Raw genomic sequence first — 20,304 nt, forward strand, 5'->3', positions numbered from 1 at the left:
CTGTCTAAAAAGTAATCGCTATACTTTTTAGACAGCTCAAAATGTTATTTGAATTATTTTGCTATGAATTCTTCGGCCACCATTTCTTGAATACGCTTTAAGGCACCTGGCTCCATTTCTTCCACTGCTGTACCTGCTTCTTCTAAAGCCTTTGCATAACGGAATTGATGGAAAGCCTCTTCTGCTTCTCTTAAACGTCCGTTCAATTTTGGGTTCGATGCGCGATGGCGATTACCGTACTGAATAATACGTTCAATGAGCATCACATTTTCTATTAACTCATGTGCCTTTACTTTAACATCCTCTACACAGAGTGTTGCTGCATTTAGATTATTATGAACAGTACCCATATTAAGTGGTACTTCTTGCAAGCTTTGCATGACAACATAGATGTGCTCTGCTGCCTCATCAAGTCTTGCATCCATCTCCTCAGGAATTCCTGGAATATTTGCCTTGTTCAATAAACGATCAGTATCCTGTAATATTTTCTTTAAGTTTTCGACTTGAGCGCGTGCCTTATTTTCATCTATTCGAAGTTTCTTCATTGTATTCGATAGATGACCTTGTTCTTCATGAATTCGTTCAAGCTCTTCACTAATTTCGATTAACTCTTCCTGTAAGCTAGAATAAGCTGATTTTTCTTCCCTAACTCGCATAGCTAATAGATCATAGCGACGTTGCAGTGCTTCCAATTGTTTTAAAGCGGCTTTTGGAATTTCGGCATCTTTTTCATTTAAATGATAACTTTGCTGTACATACGTTGCCTCGTCATTCACTAATTTTGTTGAAGAAATGACATTGTTAATAGAACTTAATAAACGATCACAATTTTGATCTACATAATTTTTAGCAATAACCTCTTTTTCAAGTAAATCATAAAAATGGTCGATTTCTTCATTTATTTCTGTCACACGCGGTTTAACAACTTTTAAATTCAGCTCTGCAAGTTCGAGTTTTAATGCCTCAAATTCTTTTTCATATTTATTAAGTGCATCTGTCAATTCTAAATGCTGTAAATAGTAAGATTGGTCTTCCATTTCACGCTGACCATTACGCAATTCCTGAACCGCACCTGGTAGTTTTACTTGAATTTCCGTTAAGATGGTTGGAACATCATTAATATATTCGAATGTCTGCTGTGATTCTTGATTTAAGCTAATGACAATTTCTCGCGCTTGCAAATAATTACCTTCATTTGTTAGGACATCGAACTCTTCAAATTTTTGAACAAATGTCTCTAGCTTCTTCTCTAATGCAGGTAATGCTACACCGAATGAATGCTGATGAGCCAGCAATGTCTTTCTTGCAGAGCGATAGTATTCTTTTAATTGTTCGATTTCAATTCGATTTTTTTCTTCGCTGCCAATTAATTCATTCAGTTCTTCTAAAATTTTATTTTTATCTTGGTCGCATTTCTCAATGTAATCTTCAATTTCACGTTCTATTAAAGTTGCCCTTTTAAAACGAAGTCGATTAATTTGATCCTCAGCATCAAATAGAAGAGAATCGATTTTAGTCATATGTACGTCGATGACTTCATCCCAAGTATTACGCCATCGTTCAAACATTTCTTCCGTTTCACCGTTCATGTTTAAAGATTTTACTTTTGAAATTTCTTCATTTATAGGATTATGTTGTATTTGTAATTTTTCATTTTCTAGTTTTGCAATAATTGCAACATGTTTTCTTCGCATCATAAATCCTACTATGGCTAAAATTAATAGTAGGATAATCGGAATGATGATATACTCCATCGTAAGCCTCCTATTCTACAATAAACGAATTGGCTAGTTGTATTTATTATATACTATGTTTTCGCCTTTTGTACTAAAATTTAAGTGTTTTTCAGAAAACTGTATTTACGCTATTGAGAAATATTTAAATAGCGTATCTATAGAGCTAAAGGAGTGGTAAATTATGAAACGTGATGGGCATATACATAGTCCTTTTTGTCCACATGGCACTACGGACTCATTCAAGCAATATATTGAAAAAGCAATTTCTCAACATTTCACAGATATAACATTTACAGAACACGCCCCATTGCCCAAAAGTTTTGTCGATCCAACCCCGCAACAAGATAGTGGCATGAATCCTGATGATCTCATGTCTTACATTGAAGAATTGCAACATCTGCAACAACAGTATGCACAAGATATTCGTATCCGCATCGGACTAGAAGTAGACTATATCCAAGGCTACGAACATGAAACTCGTCAATTCCTTGATACCTATGGACATCTTTTAGATGACGCTATTTTATCAGTCCATTTTTTAAAATGGCAAGATACTTTTGTATGTATCGACTTTTCTTCTGAATGCTTTATTGATTTTTCAAAAAAAGTTGGCTCTGTTGAACAGGTTTATGATTTATATTATGATACTGTCCTACAATCGATTAGAGCAGATCTTGGTCCATACAAACCAAAACGGATTGGGCACCCATCACTTATTCATAAATTCCAACTAGCGCACAACGAAAAAATCAATGACATCCCACGTATCAAAGAAGTATTAGACAGCATGAAATTGGCGGGCTATGAATTAGATTTAAATAGTGCTGGTTTAAGTAAACAATATTGTCAGGAGCCTTATCCACCATTTGCCCTTATCAATTATAGTCAAACTATTAAACTACCATATGTATTTGGTTCAGATGCACATAGCGCAGAAGATTTACATCAACACTATAATGTTATATTACCAATATGAATAACTTTTAAACGAGGTGCTTAGTATGTTTACACAAATTAATTACGAAGGATCAATTGCTGACCAGTATCTGACATTATCAAAACAATTAGATGCACTATTAACTGGCGAAACCAATCAAATCGCCAATTTAAGTAATGCCTCCGCTCTGTTAAATCAATTTTTAACGAACATTAACTGGGTTGGGTTTTATCTCTTGCAGGATAATGAGCTTGTGTTAGGACCTTTCCAGGGTCTTCCTGCCTGTGTTAGAATTCCTATTGGGCGTGGTGTTTGTGGTAGAGCTGTGGCAACAAGAGAAACAGTTGTTGTAAAAGATGTACATGATTTTCCAGGACATATTGCCTGTGATGCTGCATCGCAGTCTGAAATTGTTATACCGCTAATGAAGCAAGGTGAAATTATTGGTGTGTTAGATATAGATAGTCCTATCGTGAATCGATTTACAGAGGAAGATCGTAGTGGCCTAGAGGAATTTGTTAAAACACTCCTTAACCATTTATAATACAATATTAAAAATTGCCCTGAAATGTTTTATATTGTCATTTCAGGGCGATTTATTTAAACAACCATTTACATTTTGCTCTATCAATTCTATGAATTCGTTTGGAACGATCCATTGTGAGTACAAAAGCGATTTTTCCCGCTGTTTTTCGCTTCATACAAGGCTGTATCTGCATGTAAAAACACAGATTGGAATGCTGGTCGATCTCGCTCATCCCATGTTATAAGACCCGCAGAAATGGTTACTTGTGGATCTGTGGCACTTGGGATGACTTCCACAATGGTTGATGCTAATTCTAAAGCTTCTTTTTCATCGATATTAGGGACATAGACAGACATTTCTTCTCCACCCCATCTTGCACAAATCCCACGACTTCCAATAGTCTCTTTTAATTGAACCGCAATCTGAACAAGAATTTTATCTCCAACTTGGTGACCATACGTATCATTAATGCGTTTAAAATTATCAATATCAATTAACAAAAACATACCCGATTGATCATATTCAAGTGATTTTTCTACAAACTGATCGAGGTAACTGCGAGCATACAATTTGGTTAAATGATCCAAATCGACCATTTCCTGAAGCTGTGTTCGTAAAATTGAGTTTGCAATGGCTAATGATGAATGGTGAATTAAAGATTGCATTAATTTGAAACTATCGAATGAAAAGAAATATGGCTCTTTATGTAAGACAATACTAAAACCATTAATCTTTTCCTCCATAAGTATAGGAATCGCCATAATAGAGCGATACTCAATTTGATTAGGCGTTAGACGGCTGAAATCGGCAACAAATAGTGGATCATTCGTTTGAGCAAAGTGCTGTTCAACATGTTTTATATAACTTTGACCGTTTTCTGAATGGAACAGGGTGGTACTTGCACCTGTTATTTCAAATGTATCGTGTTTTTTAAATGCGAAACATACTTCCATTGGCTGAAAGGATTTCAGTAACTGCTTTTGTAGGAAAAGTAACATTTCATGAATGTCAATTCGCATATTTAAACGATGCGAAGTTTCATTAATGAGTTGTAAGTCACTTACGAGGCGATGCGATTGATGATATAACTTTGCATTTTCAAGAGCATTTCCTGAAGCTTGTGCCAACATCCGTACAAAATCTTTTTCGGTTGTTGAAAAAAGATAAGTGGTGGGAGCACTTACTTGCAAGATGCCATAAATCGCTTGCCTGCCCTTAATCGGTGCATTTAACAACCGACAATTTAAATCGCTCGCTAACTCTGTCGTTAACTCCCCTGATACAAAGGCTTCAATTGTAGCAGGTCTTTCTGATAAATAATCAAAAAGCTTAATATCGATGGTCGTGTGTCGATCTTGATCATTCGATAAAATAAGCTCCACATTAAACTCAGGAAAATTATCCCGTATATTTTTTAGTACGTTTTCTAAAATTAAATCAATATCCATTGTTGAATGAAATAAGTCAGTCATGTTATATAGTTTTCTATATTGGTCTTCATTTATTTTGACATCTAAATTGTCTCTAATCATTTGAAGAACCTTTGAAAGTATTTCTATACACTCTTCACCATACTCCGAGGTCATAAAGTCTGTCCAAGACTCTGTTGCCTCCACAAGTAATATACCAATGGGATTTTTGCCCTCTGCTTGGAAAAGCACCATATCTGTCATCATTGAATAGGCCTGTCTTGCTTTCAATATATAAGGAATTTTCACTACTTTTTGTTGATAAAAACTAGCTTCGATCATCAGCCATGACACAGCATTTAGCTTTGTTTCAATTGTTAATGAAGCCATCTCTTCGATTGGGATTAAGGAATTACCTTCAAAACTAAGAAAAGCAGCATTATCAATTTTCAAGCGCTTCTTTAGAAACTGTTTCAATGAACAAAAATACCCATTAAAACTAGTTTGTTCTTCATAAGAACTCACCCAAAAGCTCAAAACATCAGATTTTATATATTTTAGCGTTTGTAAATGGTCTGTCATGAAATCACCTTTTCTATATAACGTCCAAATCAATTACTATTAACTTATAATATATTATACATAATTTGTGTCATTTTGACTATGTAATTATCCCTTACTTTTACAATTTACATAACACAGCGTATCATTAACTATTCCCATATTATTCAAAATAGGTAATGAGGAGTTTCCTACTATGTTCTTTTATATTTTTTTACTAGCTAACAATTGACGTCCTTGTCCTGAGCAGTTACAATGGAAGTTGTGTAAAATAAACGCAGCAGTGGTATAAGCTTATGATTGTATTTTATTCCTCTATTTTCTGATGTACAACTACTTAGATGATCAGTAATGAAAATTAGATGGTGTATTGTGTAACCTAACGGCTGCATAGGCGAAAGTACATGAAAATAAAATGCGTGTAAGAACGGGTACTACTGGTTTTTGTTTTACAACAAAAAAACCAAATTTAAAGGAGGAGACAACAATATGTCTCGTTATACAGGTCCATCTTGGAAATTATCACGTCGTCTTGGTATCTCACTAAGCGGTACAGGTAAAGAAATCGAAAAACGTCCTTACGCACCAGGACAACACGGTCCAAACCAACGTAAAAAATTATCAGAATACGGTTTACAACTTCAAGAAAAACAAAAACTTCGTCATATGTATGGTATGAACGAACGTCAATTCCGTACTCTATTTAACCGCGCTGGTAAAATGAAAGGTGTTCACGGTGAAAACTTCATGATCCTTCTTGAAACTCGCCTTGACAACTTAGTTTACCGTTTAGGTTTAGCTCGTACTCGTCGTGGAGCTCGTCAATTAGTTAACCACGGTCACATCTTAGTAGATGGCAAACGCGTTGATATCCCATCATACAGCGTAAAACCAGGTCAAACGATTTCTCTTCGTGAAAAATCTCAAAACCTTGCTGTAGTAGTAGAAGCAATCGAAGTAAACAACTTCGTACCTGACTACTTAACATTTGATGCTGACAAAAAAGAAGGTACATTCACTCGCCTTCCAGAACGTTCTGAATTATCAGCTGAAATCAACGAAGCATTCATCGTAGAGTACTACTCTCGTTAATTAAATTACTCTGCAAAGAGTAGTTTAGAAAACCCTAGAAAGCCTTTTATATTAAGGTTTTCTAGGGTTTTTGCTTTTTATTGACGATGCACATTAATGAATTAAAAATCATTGTTGTGGGGCTAACATTGGGGCTAGATTGGGGCTAATAAAATACGGCGAGCGTGTGTACAGGAATAGGTGAGTGGATTGAGGCTAATGCCTTCTCAATCTTTTTTCTACAATTGAGTTAATGGTAATTTAAAATTATTCTTTCAGAAATTAATTTAATTAACTTTATATAATCTTGAATACTATTATTATCAACAATTTTTGAAATCGGATATGTACGATTAGAGTGAGTACAATCACATCGGTATCTATATATTTTCTTTTGAAGTTTCTGTAAATCTTTAAATTCTATGTCGTCTTTAATAATTTTCATCTTTTTACATAGTTCAATTATTTCTTTATTAACCTCAAGGAAAACATCATCAGATGCATTGTTTCTAAAATACTTCTCCATCACTAATTTTAGTTTGTCTTCATCCTTTTTAGAGTTGTTATGCCACTTGATTTTTTCAATTATTTTTTGAATATCTGTCTTATCATAAGAATTAAACCAACTAGAGTTGATCAATTGTTGTATATCTCCTACAGTGGTGGCCATTAATACCTCATCATAAATACATTCAATTACTTGATAATAGGCAAGATATTTAAACGGACTATCTTCCATTAATGAAGCCTGGTAATAATACTGTATAAGATCCTTATCGTATTCTTGTTTATAAACTAAATCATTTTCTTGAATCATTTCTAATTTCTCGTAAAGTGTTGAAACTAGGTCTTCTGTATCAATTTCATTCATGTTTTTTTCAACAATATTCAAATTTATATTATATTTCATTGAAAGATGAAATATAAAATCTTTAGTGATTTTAAGTGCATATTCTTTAAAGTTAGAATCGTTATAAAGAATATTGGAAACAGAATTTAAATTATATACCTTTAATGATAATACTCCATAATGTTCATACTCTACCTCACTGCCATACTCTTGTTCTTTCATAAGTAGATTAAATAAAGGTAGTGATAATTTTGTAATTTCAAAATAAACTTTGTCGTCGTAAACTTGAGAACCATAAATCTCAGGCAAATCAATATAGCCTAAAAGAGGGTCTAGCTCTGGAAAATCTATAATATACTCCATATAATCTTTTGTATATAAACACTGATTTTTTTCATATGTATAATAAAAAAATGCCGTAATGTCTAAAATAAATTCATCTAAGTACTCATAGTTGAAACATATATTCGAAACCCATTCGTCGTTACTAAAAAAAACTTCATCAAGTTGATAAACTCCTCGAATACTTACATTAGGATGGTCTCTTTGAATTGTATCTAATACATCAATAGCGTTAGATATATTATTATATTTATTTTGATAATCTCCTGCATCATTTATCAAAATTAGAAATTCCATACTGTATTTTTCATTTAAAAGAAAAATTTCCTCCTCTTCTACGGATTCAATCTTAAATTTATTTTCTAATGTAATTTGAGAAATAAATAACAATACTTTTAAAACCAAATCCCTATCTAAAGAATCTGTTTTATAGTTAATTCTATTGGTAGGCGTTATAATTATTACATTCTCTTTTTCAATTTCAATATTAAGATTAAGATTTTCGTGAATCATATCATCTATAAAATCCCTCAGTTCCATTCAACCATCTCCTTGGATAATTATTACTATTTTATAAAGAATACTACAAAGAATAAAAAAACTGAAATTTAATTTTTCTCCTTCGTAAAAGAAAGCAACCACAATAATTGTGGCCGCCAGTTATTTTACTCAATTTGCAATGTTTTCATTAGCCACTATTCCAGAAGTGACTTTTTTATTTTCCTCGCTTTTAACCATAACTTTCTCTACGGTTTCAGTTATATAAGTTAACACTTCCTCAAAGCTTTCTGGTTCTCTACCAAATTCCTTGATAAATGTTTTTATGTTGTTTTCCATAGTAAGGCAGTTCCAACCTTCCACACTATTCATATCAGGTTTGGCAGCTGCATCATTTGATTGCTCTGATACACCATTAACTACTGTGTTGAATAGTTCTTCCGAATGAATGTGAATTGCTTCAACTTCTTTAGCTATTTCTTTGAACAATGGATAGAATCCCATATCAATTAAACGAACCGTATCACGTATTTCATTGATTGATAGATATGACATGCTAGGATCTTTATCCCAACCTTTATAAGTGATTTCATCAATTCTTTCCATTAGTCTTGATACTGCGTTCTTTACAACCTCCAACTGAATCATCTGTGCTGATAAGTTATATACATTACCACTATTTTCGAGCACTACTGTTTCTAATAAGTGTTGTGTTTGTTGCTGCACCTTAATCATTTCCCCTCTATATTATGTTTTATTTGTTTGCCACCGCGTTCAAAAGTAATTGTTTATTGTGGTCTGACATAACACTCCATTCTTTAACTGTTACTTTCATATGTACTCACTTCCTTCATATTAAAATACTTCTGTTGGTCCATCTCTATCGGTTAGCCAGTTATAAAACGGTACTGGACGTACATTTAAAGGCTTTGTCTTCATATATGATGTGTTTGTTGTTGGATGCTTACCTTTGCGCTGTACTGCTTTGTTGTGGGCTCCTACAAATACGGCTCTTAATGTACTAGTAACCGTCAGTACACCGTCTTTAATATCGTTTGCCATTTTAAAAATGATATTTTTGGCGTTTATTAATTCCTGAATACTACTTACATTAGATGCCAATACCACTTTATGCAGATCATCCTTAAAGTTATCTGGAATAGGTAATGAATGCATAAAATCAAATAGCATTTGTTGATACTCATTCATGAACTCTTTGCACGCTTCCCTATCAGCATAAGCTCGGTTATAAACTTCTTGTAATGGAACAACCTCACATTCCTCGATAGGCTCGGCAGGATCCTCGCGTGTTTCAGATTGGTACGGCAAAATAATATAAATGTTTGCACCTCTACCTCCCTTTACCTTCATAGTTGATTGTTTCTTGATAATCCCTAACGATTCCAACTTTGAAATAGCGCGGTAAACCGTCTTTGTGCTGATCTCCAACGCTGTAGCGATTGTGGCAGCTTTCAAGTGACATGCCCCTGGATATTCCAAAGCATGGCTAGCAAGTTTGAAAACGATGGCACGTTCACTTTCTGTTAGGGCATAGTAGTGTGCTGCCATATGACTCTCAACAGCTGTATCCATATCTGCAATTGATTCAAATGTTTTATAAGTTGCTAAGTATTCAAATGCCATCGTTATCACCTCACTTTCCTGTATCAACTGACTAGTTCTTTTACTGATTAATATTTGATGATAAACAAGTACTCTCTAATGAATTAACTCCACAAGGTTAATATATCACTCCGAAAAGTTAATGTAAAGTTATATTTTAACCTTTCAAGGTTACTTTTTAATGCTTTGAGAAACAATTTAACTTCAAAAGTGCTATAATCAAACTAAAAAAGAGGTCTTCTAATGGTTATAAAATCAAATTTAAGAATTTTAATGGCTGAACATCGTATTGATGGAATATCAGCATTAATGGAGAAGTCGGGACTTAGTAGAAATGCTATTAATCGGTTGTATAAAGGAACTGATGAGGAAATGAAATCGACAAATTTAAAAACCTTAATTACGCTATGCGAAGTCTTTGAATGTAAACTATCTGATTTATTAGAGTTCACTCCAGAGACAAAAAAGTAAAATTAACACAGCAAAAAACAGCTACTCATTAAGAGAGCTGTTTTTCTTTTCTCCATAATAAAAAGCAACCACATTTCTGCAGCTGCTTGATTATATATATTAATTATTAAGAGCATGTTTTAAAAGATTAAAGGAATAAATGATTAAGATTCAAAATATATAGGTTTATGCTTACTCCCCCAATGGATTCCTGCATTTCAACGGTAGGACATTTCGCTGGGACATTACTCTTAAAAAGTCGATAAGGCGTTAATTAATAAGAGGATTTCCCTACACATCACGAAATAGAAATAGTAACAATGATTTATAAAACACAGTGTTTTTTTTTATAAAAAATGAATATATCATAGGAAACAAATCCTTATTTTGGTATTATACATATATTAATGTTTAATATATGTATAGAAAGTAGGATTTTGATGTATTCACTAGGTATAAGAGTATCACCGAGTAAAACCCAAAGTAGAGTTTATTTTTCAGTTATTGAAATAAAAGAAGATCACTTTGAAATATGTAGATGTAATTATTTGAACATTCCTAATGCAATAGAAATTCCTGAACAATTAGCATTTATTAGAACTAATCTGTTAGCAGTTATTTCTCAATATGGAATAACTGTTGCTGGACTAAGAATTACCGAAAATATTGCAAGAAACCCTTCTGTTTTTAGAATGAATATAGAAGGAGTAATACAAGAACTATTTGCTAATAGTACGATTGAAAAATATGCTATATTACAAATCTCACAAATGAAATCACTATTAGATGACAGTTCGATAAAAAGTTATTTAGATGCAGAGATGAAATTTGCAGAAATTGAAGAATGGGAAACTTTAAAACTTGAAGAAAGAGAATGTATTGTTACAGCTTGCGCTGTTTCAAATCTATAAAAGAGGGTATTAAAATGTTAACAGTTGATACAATGCTTAAATTAGAATACAGAGAAAACATCGGTCAAGAAGGCAGAAATTCAGAAGTAAATATTGCATATGACCCTCAATTAAATGCTGAATTAGTCGTAAAAAAAATTAGTAAATCCGAATTCACAAAAGTTGAAGATTATTTTTTAGAAGCTCAAATGTTATACGCAACTGAGCACCCTAACATTATGGGAGTAAGATATGCAACTCAAGATGATAATTACATCTATATAGCTATGGAATATTATAAAAATGGTTCTTTAAATAGTTTAATTGATAAAAGATATCTAACAGTTAATGAAATTGTTAAATACTCTTTAGAATTCCTTTCAGGTATTCACTATATGCATACTAAAGAATTAATACATTTTGATATCAAACCTACAAATATTTTAATAAGTAATTCAAATAAAGCTGTAGTAACAGATTTCGGTCTAGCTAAATATTTAAATGAACACGGATTCGCCCAACCTGATAAATTATACCCTTTGCATATGCCGCCTGAAACTTTTAAAACAGGAAAATTCTCCTTTTATACAGATGTTTATCAAATTGGCCTTACTTTATATAGAATGTGTAATGGGAATAAAATATTTTATGAACAATTTGAAGAAAGTCGGGAGTTACTAGACCAACAAATAATCGAAGGCAAGTTTCCTAAGAAAAATCATTATCTTCCTCACATACCGGATAAACTTCAAAAAATAATAACTAAAGCACTTACAAATGATGAAACTTTAAGATATGAAAGTATCTTGGATTTGATAAATGCAATTAGCACTATTGAAGATGATTTAAATTGGAGTTATAATGAATGTGGGAACACTCATTCTGTTTATCAGTATGAGGATGATAATTTTGTTTATTCATTGGAAATAAAACTCGATGGTTCTCATTGGATAACTGAGGGGTATAAAGTCAAAAAGAAAGACAATACTAAGACAAGAGTGAATAAATGGAATACTAAAGGACATAAAAGTAAAGATGAAGTTTTTAAGCAAGTAAAAAGACTGTTAAACGCTTAATACCTTTAGATAATCCGAAGATAGGAGGGTGTATATATGGGTAAGTTTAAATTCACTAAAGGTAATTTATGCAAAAATAATCCATATCCTCTAGAAACACATCATGAAAGATTGATTAAGGATAAAGCCATTGACATGCGAGATAACTATCGAATAATACACTTGGACAATGGGTATGTACAAATAAAACCCATCGATGAATCAATTTTTTACAAAGAATAATTTATTTCTCTACTAGAGTACGGTAAAAACGATGTGGAAAAAATCAAATAAATATCTATAGCAAGATAGAAATTTTCAATTTAATTCAAGTTGAAAATTTCTATTTTTTCATTCAAAGAGATTTATGACTATTCCTGTTTTACCTTTTTATATTGGTAATAAATGAAAAAACACCTACCGAAATAAGTGTTTTGTTAAAGATTATTTTTGACCACCCATACAGAATGGTATTATTTTTAGTTTTATTGTTTTTTTGAGGAAATATCAACATTCATTTTAATTGAACATCTTTGATGTTCTTTCATGTTTATCCAAAACTGTTGCATAGCATTACTGTATTTTTCAAAAGAAATCTTTTCAACATTCAATACCCTTTCTAAATTTGTTGTTCTGTAAAAATCCATCAAACGTGTTTTATTTACCTTTTCAAAGTATTCTGAGCAGAGTTTGTATAAGTTTTCGGCTGAAGATCCACTCCCATGTTTAAATGTATTTGACAAAAGGTTACACTCTCTTATTATTTTCCAAATATTAGTATCTACAATTAATTCTTCACTACCTGAAGGATTCGTAAACGTCAAATTTAATTCTTCTAGAGAATCCCTTAATTTTCCGAAATTATTTAAAAAACTATCAAATGTATTTTTATTCCCATTACTAACATGGTTAAATTTAACTTGATTATAATGTTCGTTCGTACGGTGAGTAATTTCTTCATATAGCCACTTTCGTAATTGTTGTTCAAACACTTGGTATAAATTACTTAAAGACATTAATTTGAATTGATAAAGCATTAAATACTGTTCGTCTAAACGGTCCCATACATAATTTTGCATTTCCTCCATATAATCTCCATAATCGAAATAATCGGGATTAAAATTACTGTTTTCTTTTGCTTCAAATTCTTCAATAAAAATTTTCTCTACCTCATCTGGTCCTGCTAACAAATGTTTGTACACTGTATTGATAGTTTGATCATGTGTCTCAGTTAACAAATCAAAAATTCTAATAAACTGTTTTTTCTTTGAAGGATCAAGATAAAGATTAAACTTCAAATCTCTTAATTCAATATTAGGGTTATTTACTTTTGTTTTTCCCAAAGAAATCTCACCTACATTCTTATAAAATTATTATTGTAATCAAAAAATCTTCTTTGTAATCTTTTCGTGAACTTATACCCACCAACCACCATTCAAGGCAATTTTTCTAAGTTTAGTCTTTTGCAAATTCCTAAACGAATATCACATTCTTTAAACCAATTATAGAAAGGCTTAGATTGCTCTCTACACGCTTTTTACTTGTTTTTGAAAGTTCTACATCCCTGTTATGAAAATGCTCAAGTGGATTTATACGAATAGTACGGAGAAAGAACTTGGATATTCTTCCTCCTTCTATTTATATAAAAACTATAAACACAAAAGTAAAATATTTCAAATAAAAAACCAATAATCACATAATAATAGAAAAAACACCTACCCAAAGGTAAGTGTCTATTTAAACAAACTATTAAGCTGCTTCAAAGCTCTTTTCTTATTCTTCTCCAGCTGTTGAATCGGTATCGACTTTATTTTTGGAGCTGGGCCATCAATGTCTTTAGTAATCTCTTTTGAACGTTGCTCTGCAGCTTCTGTATCTGCATCATAGTATACCTCAATGAATTTAAGATGCTTTTTCACAACCTCACGTAATAGTTCATAATCAACCTTTTTTCGCTCTATAAAGTACTGCTGTAGCACTTCCACATCTTGTGTGGGTAAACTATCCATAATAGAGCAAAAACGCTCATATCCCCTCTCTAAGCGGTCTATTTGACGTTTCCTGTTCTCTTTCTCCGCAATAATCATTAAAGCGAGTCGTTCGGTTCCTTTAGTTATACTTACATTTTCATCATAAGAGGTAACACCGTATGAAAACTCATACAATTCCTGAAAGTATTGTTCCGCTGATCGTTTTAAATACTTGGCCAACTCATTTGACGTTGCATCCTTCCACAAGCAATACATGGTGTTACGGATCCTGGCTTCCATAACTGGAACATCGTTATCCGATACACTACTTATTTCATACCTTGTACCAGCTGTAATGGCTGCTATTTGCTCTCCAAACTCTTCGTTAATCATTGCTAGATTCACAGACCATCACCTCACTTTTCATAAAACCGTAATATTTTTAGAATTTCCGAATGCTTGTTATAAATATAATTTGCGCTATATTCTAATTCACTTGCTATTGATTCCAATGTCTTTCCTTCTACATATTTACGGTATAAAATTTTTTGTTCCAATGAATCAAACCTAGAAATCAGCTGTTCGAACTGTGCTTTACGCTCTACACAAAATTGTAATTGACTTTCTGTATCTTGCTTTCCTTGTTCATTCAGTTCTGGATCCGTCAGTTTAAACTGTAAATACTCTAGCTTTTCTAGCAAACTAGCATAATCTTTCAACCAAAATGACATGTTTTCACCACTTCTCAATCACTTTTATTCAACTTACTTTCACAAAAACACCTACCGAAGTAAGTGTTTTTTTAATCTTGTATTAACTATTTATCTATGGTATTTCCACAAGTTGGACACGATTCAACCTCTACTGCATATCCAGAATTGATTAGATTCTGGGCAAAATTAAAGTCTTGAATCTCAAAAACTTGTCCCTCATGGAAACTACCTATAGCACCACTAAAACTTTGCAACGCTCTTAATTTCATGTTTTACACCCCCTTCCCAAATGTAAGAATCACATCTAGAATAACCAGTCAGGATTGGATTTAATTGTGGAACACTGTTCAAACATATCCTTCGCTTCTTGGATGATGTCCCCATTTTGAATATTTGAAAGTGCTGCTTTTGTTTGTCGATATTCTGCTCTTTCCAGATTATTTTCCACTAGAGTAATAATGTCTAAAAATAAATCATTAACATCTTCATGCTCTTCTTTGAGTTTGTTATATGCTGCAATTACTTCTCCTTTTTTCTTCAAAAAATCATTAAAAAGTTTGTCTCTTTTTTCACTTACTTTTGAAAACGATTTGGATAACTCTTGTCGATCATCATCCGATAAAATAAACTTCGATTTGCTGTTTTCATTTAAAATGACTTCTATTCCTCTAATTTCGATTTCTAGACCAGCAATGTCTTGTTTAATCTCTTTCATTCGACTAATAGCGCCCTCGTTTAAATCAACGAGGTATGCCTGCTCTTCAAGTTCATATTCCACCTGTAAATCATTAACTTCATTACGCTTTTCGTTAAGTTTAAGTGCTAATTTTTGCTTATTTTCGATGTATAAATTAATTTTGTTAATAGTTTTAGAGTTTAATTGTTCTAAATTCATTTGCTTTCATTCCTTTCAATTTTAGAAATTTCATTTCTCCCCAATAATATCTAGAGAATTATAAGGTGTAGCACTAATTTCCACTGATGTATCGTTGTAAGCTGGAGTCTGTCCCATCCCTAAAAGAGACACAGACTTTAAAGATAAATCTCTAATAAATCTTCTTTTAGTGCCATCATTTCCCTTGATCCAATGCTGTCTATATGGCTTGAATTCAAAAGACCAACCCCTTAGTTCACCATTTTTGGCCTGTTTAATCACTAGTGGATCTGTTATTGTACATTTAATACGCAATCCTAAATTATCTTCATACAATTCAACATTTCCTTGTTTAATGGATCCCATTTTCCGCGACTCCCTGTGATTAAATATCAAGTCCACATCTTCAGCCAACAATAAAGCTTTTTCAAATGCACCTGGTAGAATAATTTCAATAAAATCCCCATATTCCTCGCTATGCAGCATCACACTTGGTCTGCCGACTAAATTCACATATCCCTTTAATGTGATACTTTTTAAATTTGCTAGTTTTTTCAATTTCCTCACCTCCTTAAAAATTTTCATTTAGGGAATTTTTTTAGAACAAATGGGGGCAGTCGGTGTACAGTAATTTCACGATTTTAGACCACATCCCTGGGGGGTACTCTCACGAATTATATTTATTAATAGAAAATAAAAAATCCAATAACATACACATCACTGTGCAGCTACTGGACTTCATGAGTCTCTAATGTTATTTAACTTTGTATTGATTGATTGATTGCTTTACAGCGTGTGCATTGTACTTCTAACTCACAATCAATTGTACTTACTTCATACTCTTTATTTGTTTTAAGTAATAACTTACTGCACTTAGCACAACGTATCTCTTTCATTATTGGCCTCTTTCTTATTAACTTCCACTGGTATCTTAATGCCATACTTATTAGCTAATCTGACATTATCTAAATCATCCCAATCGATATTAATACTATAATTATGTGGAATGACTTCATTACTTCCAACAAGGCCTTTTAATTTACACATGGTTATACGTGTACCGTTGTATTCTTCCTTACCGTGTTTATGCAATCCACCACATATGCAACATTCTGGAATAAAAATGCCTATATCAGATATCCTTTCAAATTCATAAAAATAACCTTTATTTTTTGGCAGATAAGCTAATATTTCTTTATCACTCATTTCTTGAAACATTTTATCTCTTTTCCGTTTTGCATCCTGAATCATTGCTTTGGTTATTCGTTTATTTTCATTTAACTCCACTATATTCACCTCATTAGAACACCTATGTTATTTAAAATGCGTTACCTTCTGCTACCATCTGTTACCCTCTTAAACCCTTATATATCAGCGTTTCTTATGATTTCAGCTCAAAAAAGGTAGCGCATTTACCCCCTATTTTTCTTTTATAAGATAAAAAAAATATTCTTATATAAATATATAAAATATAAAGAAGTTGAATTTATCTGTTACCATCTGTTACTTATCTCTAAACCCTTGATATGACTGAACTTGTGAGGTAGCAGTTATCTGTTACCGGTAACGCATTTAACCTATTTTTTTAATGAAAACCATGGAAAACGGTAAATTTTCAGTCGTTTTTGTGATGGAAATTCCATCACTTTTTTTAAAACTTCCTTGATATATCAACGTGTTTCCCTAGGGAAAATATCAAACGCATGAAAAAGGTATTTTATTCGTTAAAAAGGTAGCGCATTTTATAAATTAATCACTAACAAAGATGCGTTTATTTTTACCGTCTATTTTTTGCTGCTTAGTAGCATAACCGAAAAGTTGTTTAATCTGCTTACTAAAGCTAATGTTGCTCACTGGATTAAATCCGTTTTCACTGCAATAAACCTTGTACTGTAAATAGACATCACCCACAACAGATCGCTCCAACTCCACATCTTCATTTGTAACAAAGCTAATAATTGGGTTATTTTCTTCTTGATACTTTTGCAGCTCTTTTTCTACTACTTTCGATTTTGTAAATCCTTTATTTTCAAGCAACCGCTTTAATGCCTTAAGTGTTAAATTCAACACATATTGCATCGATTCATCTGAAATTAATTTCTGCCTAATTAACGGATCATAATCTTCATCTGTAATCTCGAATTTTGCATTAAAGGGTACAATAAATAACCTTCTAACTAATCCGTTGGAATAATCATTAATGCGTGGCATTTCATTTGCTGAAAATATTAATTTTGCGTAATTCTTAAAATCGAATGGATCCTTTCCCTTACGCTCTACATTTAAACGTTCACCAGTTGCCAGCTTTTTAAAAATAGATGATTCTTTGATATAACCTTTTGAAATGTCATCACCAATATTGACGAGCTTTCCGAACAGTTCTGCAGTTTTAAATCTTTGGTCCAACTCTTTTAAATCTAATGACGAAAGATTATTTTCGCCGACAAGTGCAGCTAGAATTTCTAAATACGATGATTTACCGTTGGAACCGTTACCTGTCAAAATGAACGAATAAGAATAACGACAATCCCTTAATATTGAATAACCTAAGATTTCCTCTAAGATAGATCGTATCTTTTTGTCATGGACTGCAATTTTATTTAGAGTACGGTCAGTTACTTCATAATAAGCACCTGGCACATAAGCAATTGGAATTTTGTTACGTGTAATAATCTCAGGTGAAAAGTCTTGCAGCTGCCATGTCTCTAAATTAAACACGCCATTTTTCATAACAATGTATTGTGTTGAAGCGAATTGTTTTTCTTTTGCATTGAGCTGGATATAAGCGAGTGTTTCTTGTCTTCTTGCCCTGGTCAGTGATGATATGTGTTTGACCATCATTCGCTCAATATCTTCCTCTCGATCTGAATACACCCCATCATGGTAAATATGCAACACGTTCGCTATTTTGCAAATGTGATGTTCATTGATTAAAAAATCACCAAATTTGTCGTGATGAAACACACCCTTAATAAAAAATGATTCTTTCATGAATGCATCATCACGTAAAATAATGTTTAATTCACTCTTATCAACGGGTTGCTCTAAAATATAATTGTTGATAATGGCAATGGTTTCTTTAATATCCTTCTTGGCCATGCCCTGCGACTGCATTTTTAAAATGTAAGTAAAAAGTTTATCGTTTCGTCCATCACCATCAGACAACTTGGTCAAATTAGGATTTTTCTTGTTGTAAGGATACAACCAAGTTGGCAAAGGATCATGTTCTTCACACTTTCTTAGCCATTTGCGAACCTGGCCATTTATTTTAAGTGGATCAGCAGTATTTTTTATCCCAAGCTTATAATCGCAACATATTCCAATGTTGGAATACCACTTGATTTTGTTTGCTGTTAAATCATAACCTTTAAAATAAAAATGCATGCCGTTGCTCGTTTGTAATACAGAACATTTAATATCCTTATCTTCTACTATGTCGAGCACTATTTCAGCTTCATCCATATCATCAACATCGACCATAATAAATTCATCATCCAAAATACCTACATAGGAATCTTCTAACCTAGCTGTATTGTAAGAAAGTAGCTTGCTACCATCTTTGAATGCAGAAGCAGCATGCTTACCATTTCCCCGTAAATATCCTTTATATATTTTACTCACCTACTTTCAGTACACACGCCGCCAAACTGTGTAATTTCACCACTCACTTGTAATTTCATTTATAATTTCAAAAGCTTGTCGATATGGCCACCATCGCTTACGATTCTTTTTGACTTCAATTGCTCTCATACGCACATCACAAATAATTACATCCTCTAACCATCGACGTGACATACACGTTAAATCAGCCATTTTGTCTATATCAACTAGCCAAAGAACCTCTCTCACCTCTTCATTCAATTTTTGCTCGATATATTGTCGAATAGCTACTTTATCAAGATTTACTTCAATATGTGCTGGTAACATTTTTTCACCTCTTATATTTTGGTTAACTTTTGTGAACAATGTCTGTATAAAAAAAATCTTCAATTTTCGAATCTAATTCATTGGAGATTTTCTTAGCCAACATTGGTGATGGATGCCTTCTCTTTTTTAAGATAGCCGATAAATAATTATTATTAACTCCTAACAAGTTACTGAAACTTTTTAAACTATGTCCTTTTAATGCAATATGAGAACGCAATTCATCACCATTTTTCAATAATAACTTCGTCACCCTTCCTCCTCCTTCATTTAATTTATATCTATAATCTAACATGTTTTGTTATACTTTTGCAACCAAATTGGTTAACTTTTGTTTATTTTTTTAAGGTTTTAATTTATACTTCATTTAAAGGGGGTTTTATAATGACTACAGAAAATATTAGTTTTGCCACTTGTCTAAAAAGCTTAAGGAAAGAACATAAGTTAACTATTAGAGAATTGGCAGAACGATCAGATACGTCTCACTCATATCTTTCACAATTAGAGAACTCAAGAAGAAATCCTCCAAAACCTACAATGATTAAACAACTGTCCAAAGGTTTATCTGGTAATGACGATAGTAAATTTTTAAGAGTATATAACCTTCTTATGAAAGAAGCTGGCTACAATATTGATTGGCAAGTTTATGATGAAGTCTATCAGGATTCAACTGGAAAAATTTTAAAACAAGCAACATCTCCTGAATTTGTTAAAGCTACTTTTAATCATAATGTTGAGATGCCAATTTACTTGAATTCAAATAATGAAGGCTGTTTTTATTTTTTCAATGATGATGGTCCTTTTCCAGATGACATTCAGGAAAAACTTCGGTTAATGATTAAAACAATTCTTGATTAGTATTCACCTACTAACCT

The 20,304-nt window shown here is 32.5% G+C and carries 23 protein-coding genes; 8 read left to right on the forward strand and 15 right to left on the reverse strand.

Features of this window, described 5'->3' with window-relative positions:
- Positions 1–53: 53 nt before the first annotated feature.
- Positions 54–1,754 carry a septation ring formation regulator EzrA gene (gene ezrA, locus JIN86_RS04770; RefSeq protein ID WP_009371407.1) on the reverse strand — a complete coding sequence of 567 codons (1,701 nt, stop codon included), beginning with the start codon at positions 1,752–1,754 and terminating at the stop codon, positions 54–56.
- Between the two features lie 163 nt (positions 1,755–1,917).
- Between ezrA and hisJ the strand changes: the two genes are divergently transcribed.
- Both hisJ and JIN86_RS04780 read left to right on the forward strand, forming a co-directional pair.
- Positions 1,918–2,712 carry a histidinol-phosphatase HisJ gene (hisJ, locus tag JIN86_RS04775; RefSeq protein WP_004226145.1) on the forward strand — a complete coding sequence of 265 codons (795 nt, stop codon included), beginning with the start codon at positions 1,918–1,920 and terminating at the stop codon, positions 2,710–2,712.
- A gap of 25 nt (positions 2,713–2,737) precedes the next feature.
- The gene (locus JIN86_RS04780; RefSeq protein WP_202341339.1) at positions 2,738–3,217 is read left to right on the forward strand and encodes a GAF domain-containing protein; all 480 of its coding nucleotides are present in this window, start codon (positions 2,738–2,740) and stop codon (positions 3,215–3,217) included.
- An 89-nt stretch (positions 3,218–3,306) separates the two neighbouring features.
- Here JIN86_RS04780 and JIN86_RS04785 read toward each other — a convergent pair whose 3' ends face one another.
- Positions 3,307–5,085, reverse strand: a complete 1,779-nt coding sequence (locus JIN86_RS04785) for a sensor domain-containing diguanylate cyclase (protein WP_232735596.1) — start codon at positions 5,083–5,085, stop codon at positions 3,307–3,309.
- Positions 5,086–5,658: 573 nt separating this feature from the next.
- Here JIN86_RS04785 and rpsD point away from each other — a divergent pair.
- Positions 5,659–6,261, forward strand: a complete 603-nt coding sequence (gene rpsD / locus JIN86_RS04790; RefSeq protein WP_004226141.1) for a 30S ribosomal protein S4 — start codon at positions 5,659–5,661, stop codon at positions 6,259–6,261.
- Positions 6,262–6,490: 229 nt separating this feature from the next.
- On the opposite strand, the gene JIN86_RS04795 is transcribed toward rpsD, so the two are convergent.
- The 3 genes from JIN86_RS04795 to JIN86_RS04805 form a co-directional block, all read right to left on the reverse strand.
- Positions 6,491–7,972, reverse strand: a complete 1,482-nt coding sequence (locus JIN86_RS04795; protein ID WP_202341340.1) for a regulator of G-protein signaling domain-containing protein — start codon at positions 7,970–7,972, stop codon at positions 6,491–6,493.
- A gap of 129 nt (positions 7,973–8,101) precedes the next feature.
- Entirely contained in the window at positions 8,102–8,656 is a 555-nt protein-coding gene (locus JIN86_RS04800; RefSeq protein ID WP_202341341.1) for a hypothetical protein, read from the reverse strand.
- A gap of 129 nt (positions 8,657–8,785) precedes the next feature.
- The gene (locus JIN86_RS04805) at positions 8,786–9,574 is read right to left on the reverse strand and encodes a helix-turn-helix domain-containing protein (protein WP_202341342.1); all 789 of its coding nucleotides are present in this window, start codon (positions 9,572–9,574) and stop codon (positions 8,786–8,788) included.
- 222 nt (positions 9,575–9,796) lie between these two features.
- Between JIN86_RS04805 and JIN86_RS04810 the strand changes: the two genes are divergently transcribed.
- From JIN86_RS04810 to JIN86_RS04825, 4 genes are all read left to right on the forward strand, one after another.
- Positions 9,797–10,024, forward strand: coding sequence for a helix-turn-helix domain-containing protein (locus JIN86_RS04810; RefSeq protein ID WP_202341343.1), 228 nt, complete (start codon positions 9,797–9,799; stop codon positions 10,022–10,024).
- A gap of 419 nt (positions 10,025–10,443) precedes the next feature.
- Positions 10,444–10,914 (forward strand): hypothetical protein, encoded by a 471-nt coding sequence (locus JIN86_RS04815; RefSeq protein WP_202341344.1) that lies wholly within the window; start codon positions 10,444–10,446, stop codon positions 10,912–10,914.
- A 14-nt stretch (positions 10,915–10,928) separates the two neighbouring features.
- Positions 10,929–11,969: a serine/threonine-protein kinase gene (locus tag JIN86_RS04820; protein WP_202341345.1), complete on the forward strand. Its 1,041-nt coding sequence runs from the start codon at positions 10,929–10,931 to the stop codon at positions 11,967–11,969.
- Between the two features lie 36 nt (positions 11,970–12,005).
- A complete protein-coding gene (locus tag JIN86_RS04825; RefSeq protein ID WP_202341346.1) occupies positions 12,006–12,191 on the forward strand; it encodes a hypothetical protein in 186 nt (61 codons plus the stop codon).
- Between the two features lie 242 nt (positions 12,192–12,433).
- On the opposite strand, the gene JIN86_RS04830 is transcribed toward JIN86_RS04825, so the two are convergent.
- From JIN86_RS04830 to JIN86_RS04875, 10 genes are all read right to left on the reverse strand, one after another.
- Positions 12,434–13,291, reverse strand: coding sequence for a hypothetical protein (locus tag JIN86_RS04830; RefSeq protein WP_202341347.1), 858 nt, complete (start codon positions 13,289–13,291; stop codon positions 12,434–12,436).
- A gap of 390 nt (positions 13,292–13,681) precedes the next feature.
- The gene (locus JIN86_RS04835; RefSeq protein ID WP_202341348.1) at positions 13,682–14,323 is read right to left on the reverse strand and encodes a hypothetical protein; all 642 of its coding nucleotides are present in this window, start codon (positions 14,321–14,323) and stop codon (positions 13,682–13,684) included.
- A gap of 11 nt (positions 14,324–14,334) precedes the next feature.
- On the reverse strand, positions 14,335–14,649 hold the full coding sequence (locus JIN86_RS04840; protein ID WP_202341349.1) for a sigma-70 RNA polymerase sigma factor region 4 domain-containing protein: 315 nt from the start codon (positions 14,647–14,649) through the stop codon (positions 14,335–14,337).
- An 86-nt stretch (positions 14,650–14,735) separates the two neighbouring features.
- Positions 14,736–14,900: a hypothetical protein gene (locus JIN86_RS04845; protein WP_202341350.1), complete on the reverse strand. Its 165-nt coding sequence runs from the start codon at positions 14,898–14,900 to the stop codon at positions 14,736–14,738.
- A gap of 35 nt (positions 14,901–14,935) precedes the next feature.
- On the reverse strand, positions 14,936–15,526 hold the full coding sequence (locus JIN86_RS04850) for a hypothetical protein (RefSeq protein ID WP_202341351.1): 591 nt from the start codon (positions 15,524–15,526) through the stop codon (positions 14,936–14,938).
- A 30-nt stretch (positions 15,527–15,556) separates the two neighbouring features.
- Entirely contained in the window at positions 15,557–16,063 is a 507-nt protein-coding gene (locus tag JIN86_RS04855; RefSeq protein ID WP_202341352.1) for an HK97 family phage prohead protease, read from the reverse strand.
- Between the two features lie 315 nt (positions 16,064–16,378).
- Entirely contained in the window at positions 16,379–16,792 is a 414-nt protein-coding gene (locus tag JIN86_RS04860; RefSeq protein ID WP_202341353.1) for a hypothetical protein, read from the reverse strand.
- 462 nt (positions 16,793–17,254) lie between these two features.
- On the reverse strand, positions 17,255–19,117 hold the full coding sequence (locus tag JIN86_RS04865; RefSeq protein WP_202341415.1) for a DNA primase family protein: 1,863 nt from the start codon (positions 19,115–19,117) through the stop codon (positions 17,255–17,257).
- A 45-nt stretch (positions 19,118–19,162) separates the two neighbouring features.
- Entirely contained in the window at positions 19,163–19,432 is a 270-nt protein-coding gene (locus JIN86_RS04870; RefSeq protein ID WP_202341354.1) for a hypothetical protein, read from the reverse strand.
- Between the two features lie 22 nt (positions 19,433–19,454).
- Positions 19,455–19,682: a helix-turn-helix domain-containing protein gene (locus JIN86_RS04875; RefSeq protein WP_202341355.1), complete on the reverse strand. Its 228-nt coding sequence runs from the start codon at positions 19,680–19,682 to the stop codon at positions 19,455–19,457.
- Positions 19,683–19,813: 131 nt separating this feature from the next.
- Between JIN86_RS04875 and JIN86_RS04880 the strand changes: the two genes are divergently transcribed.
- Positions 19,814–20,287 (forward strand): helix-turn-helix domain-containing protein, encoded by a 474-nt coding sequence (locus tag JIN86_RS04880; protein ID WP_202341356.1) that lies wholly within the window; start codon positions 19,814–19,816, stop codon positions 20,285–20,287.
- Positions 20,288–20,304 lie beyond the last annotated feature (17 nt).

Source organism: Lysinibacillus sp. HST-98, assembly GCF_016757845.1.
GTDB classification, from domain to species: Bacteria; Bacillota; Bacilli; order Bacillales_A; family Planococcaceae; genus Lysinibacillus; species Lysinibacillus capsici.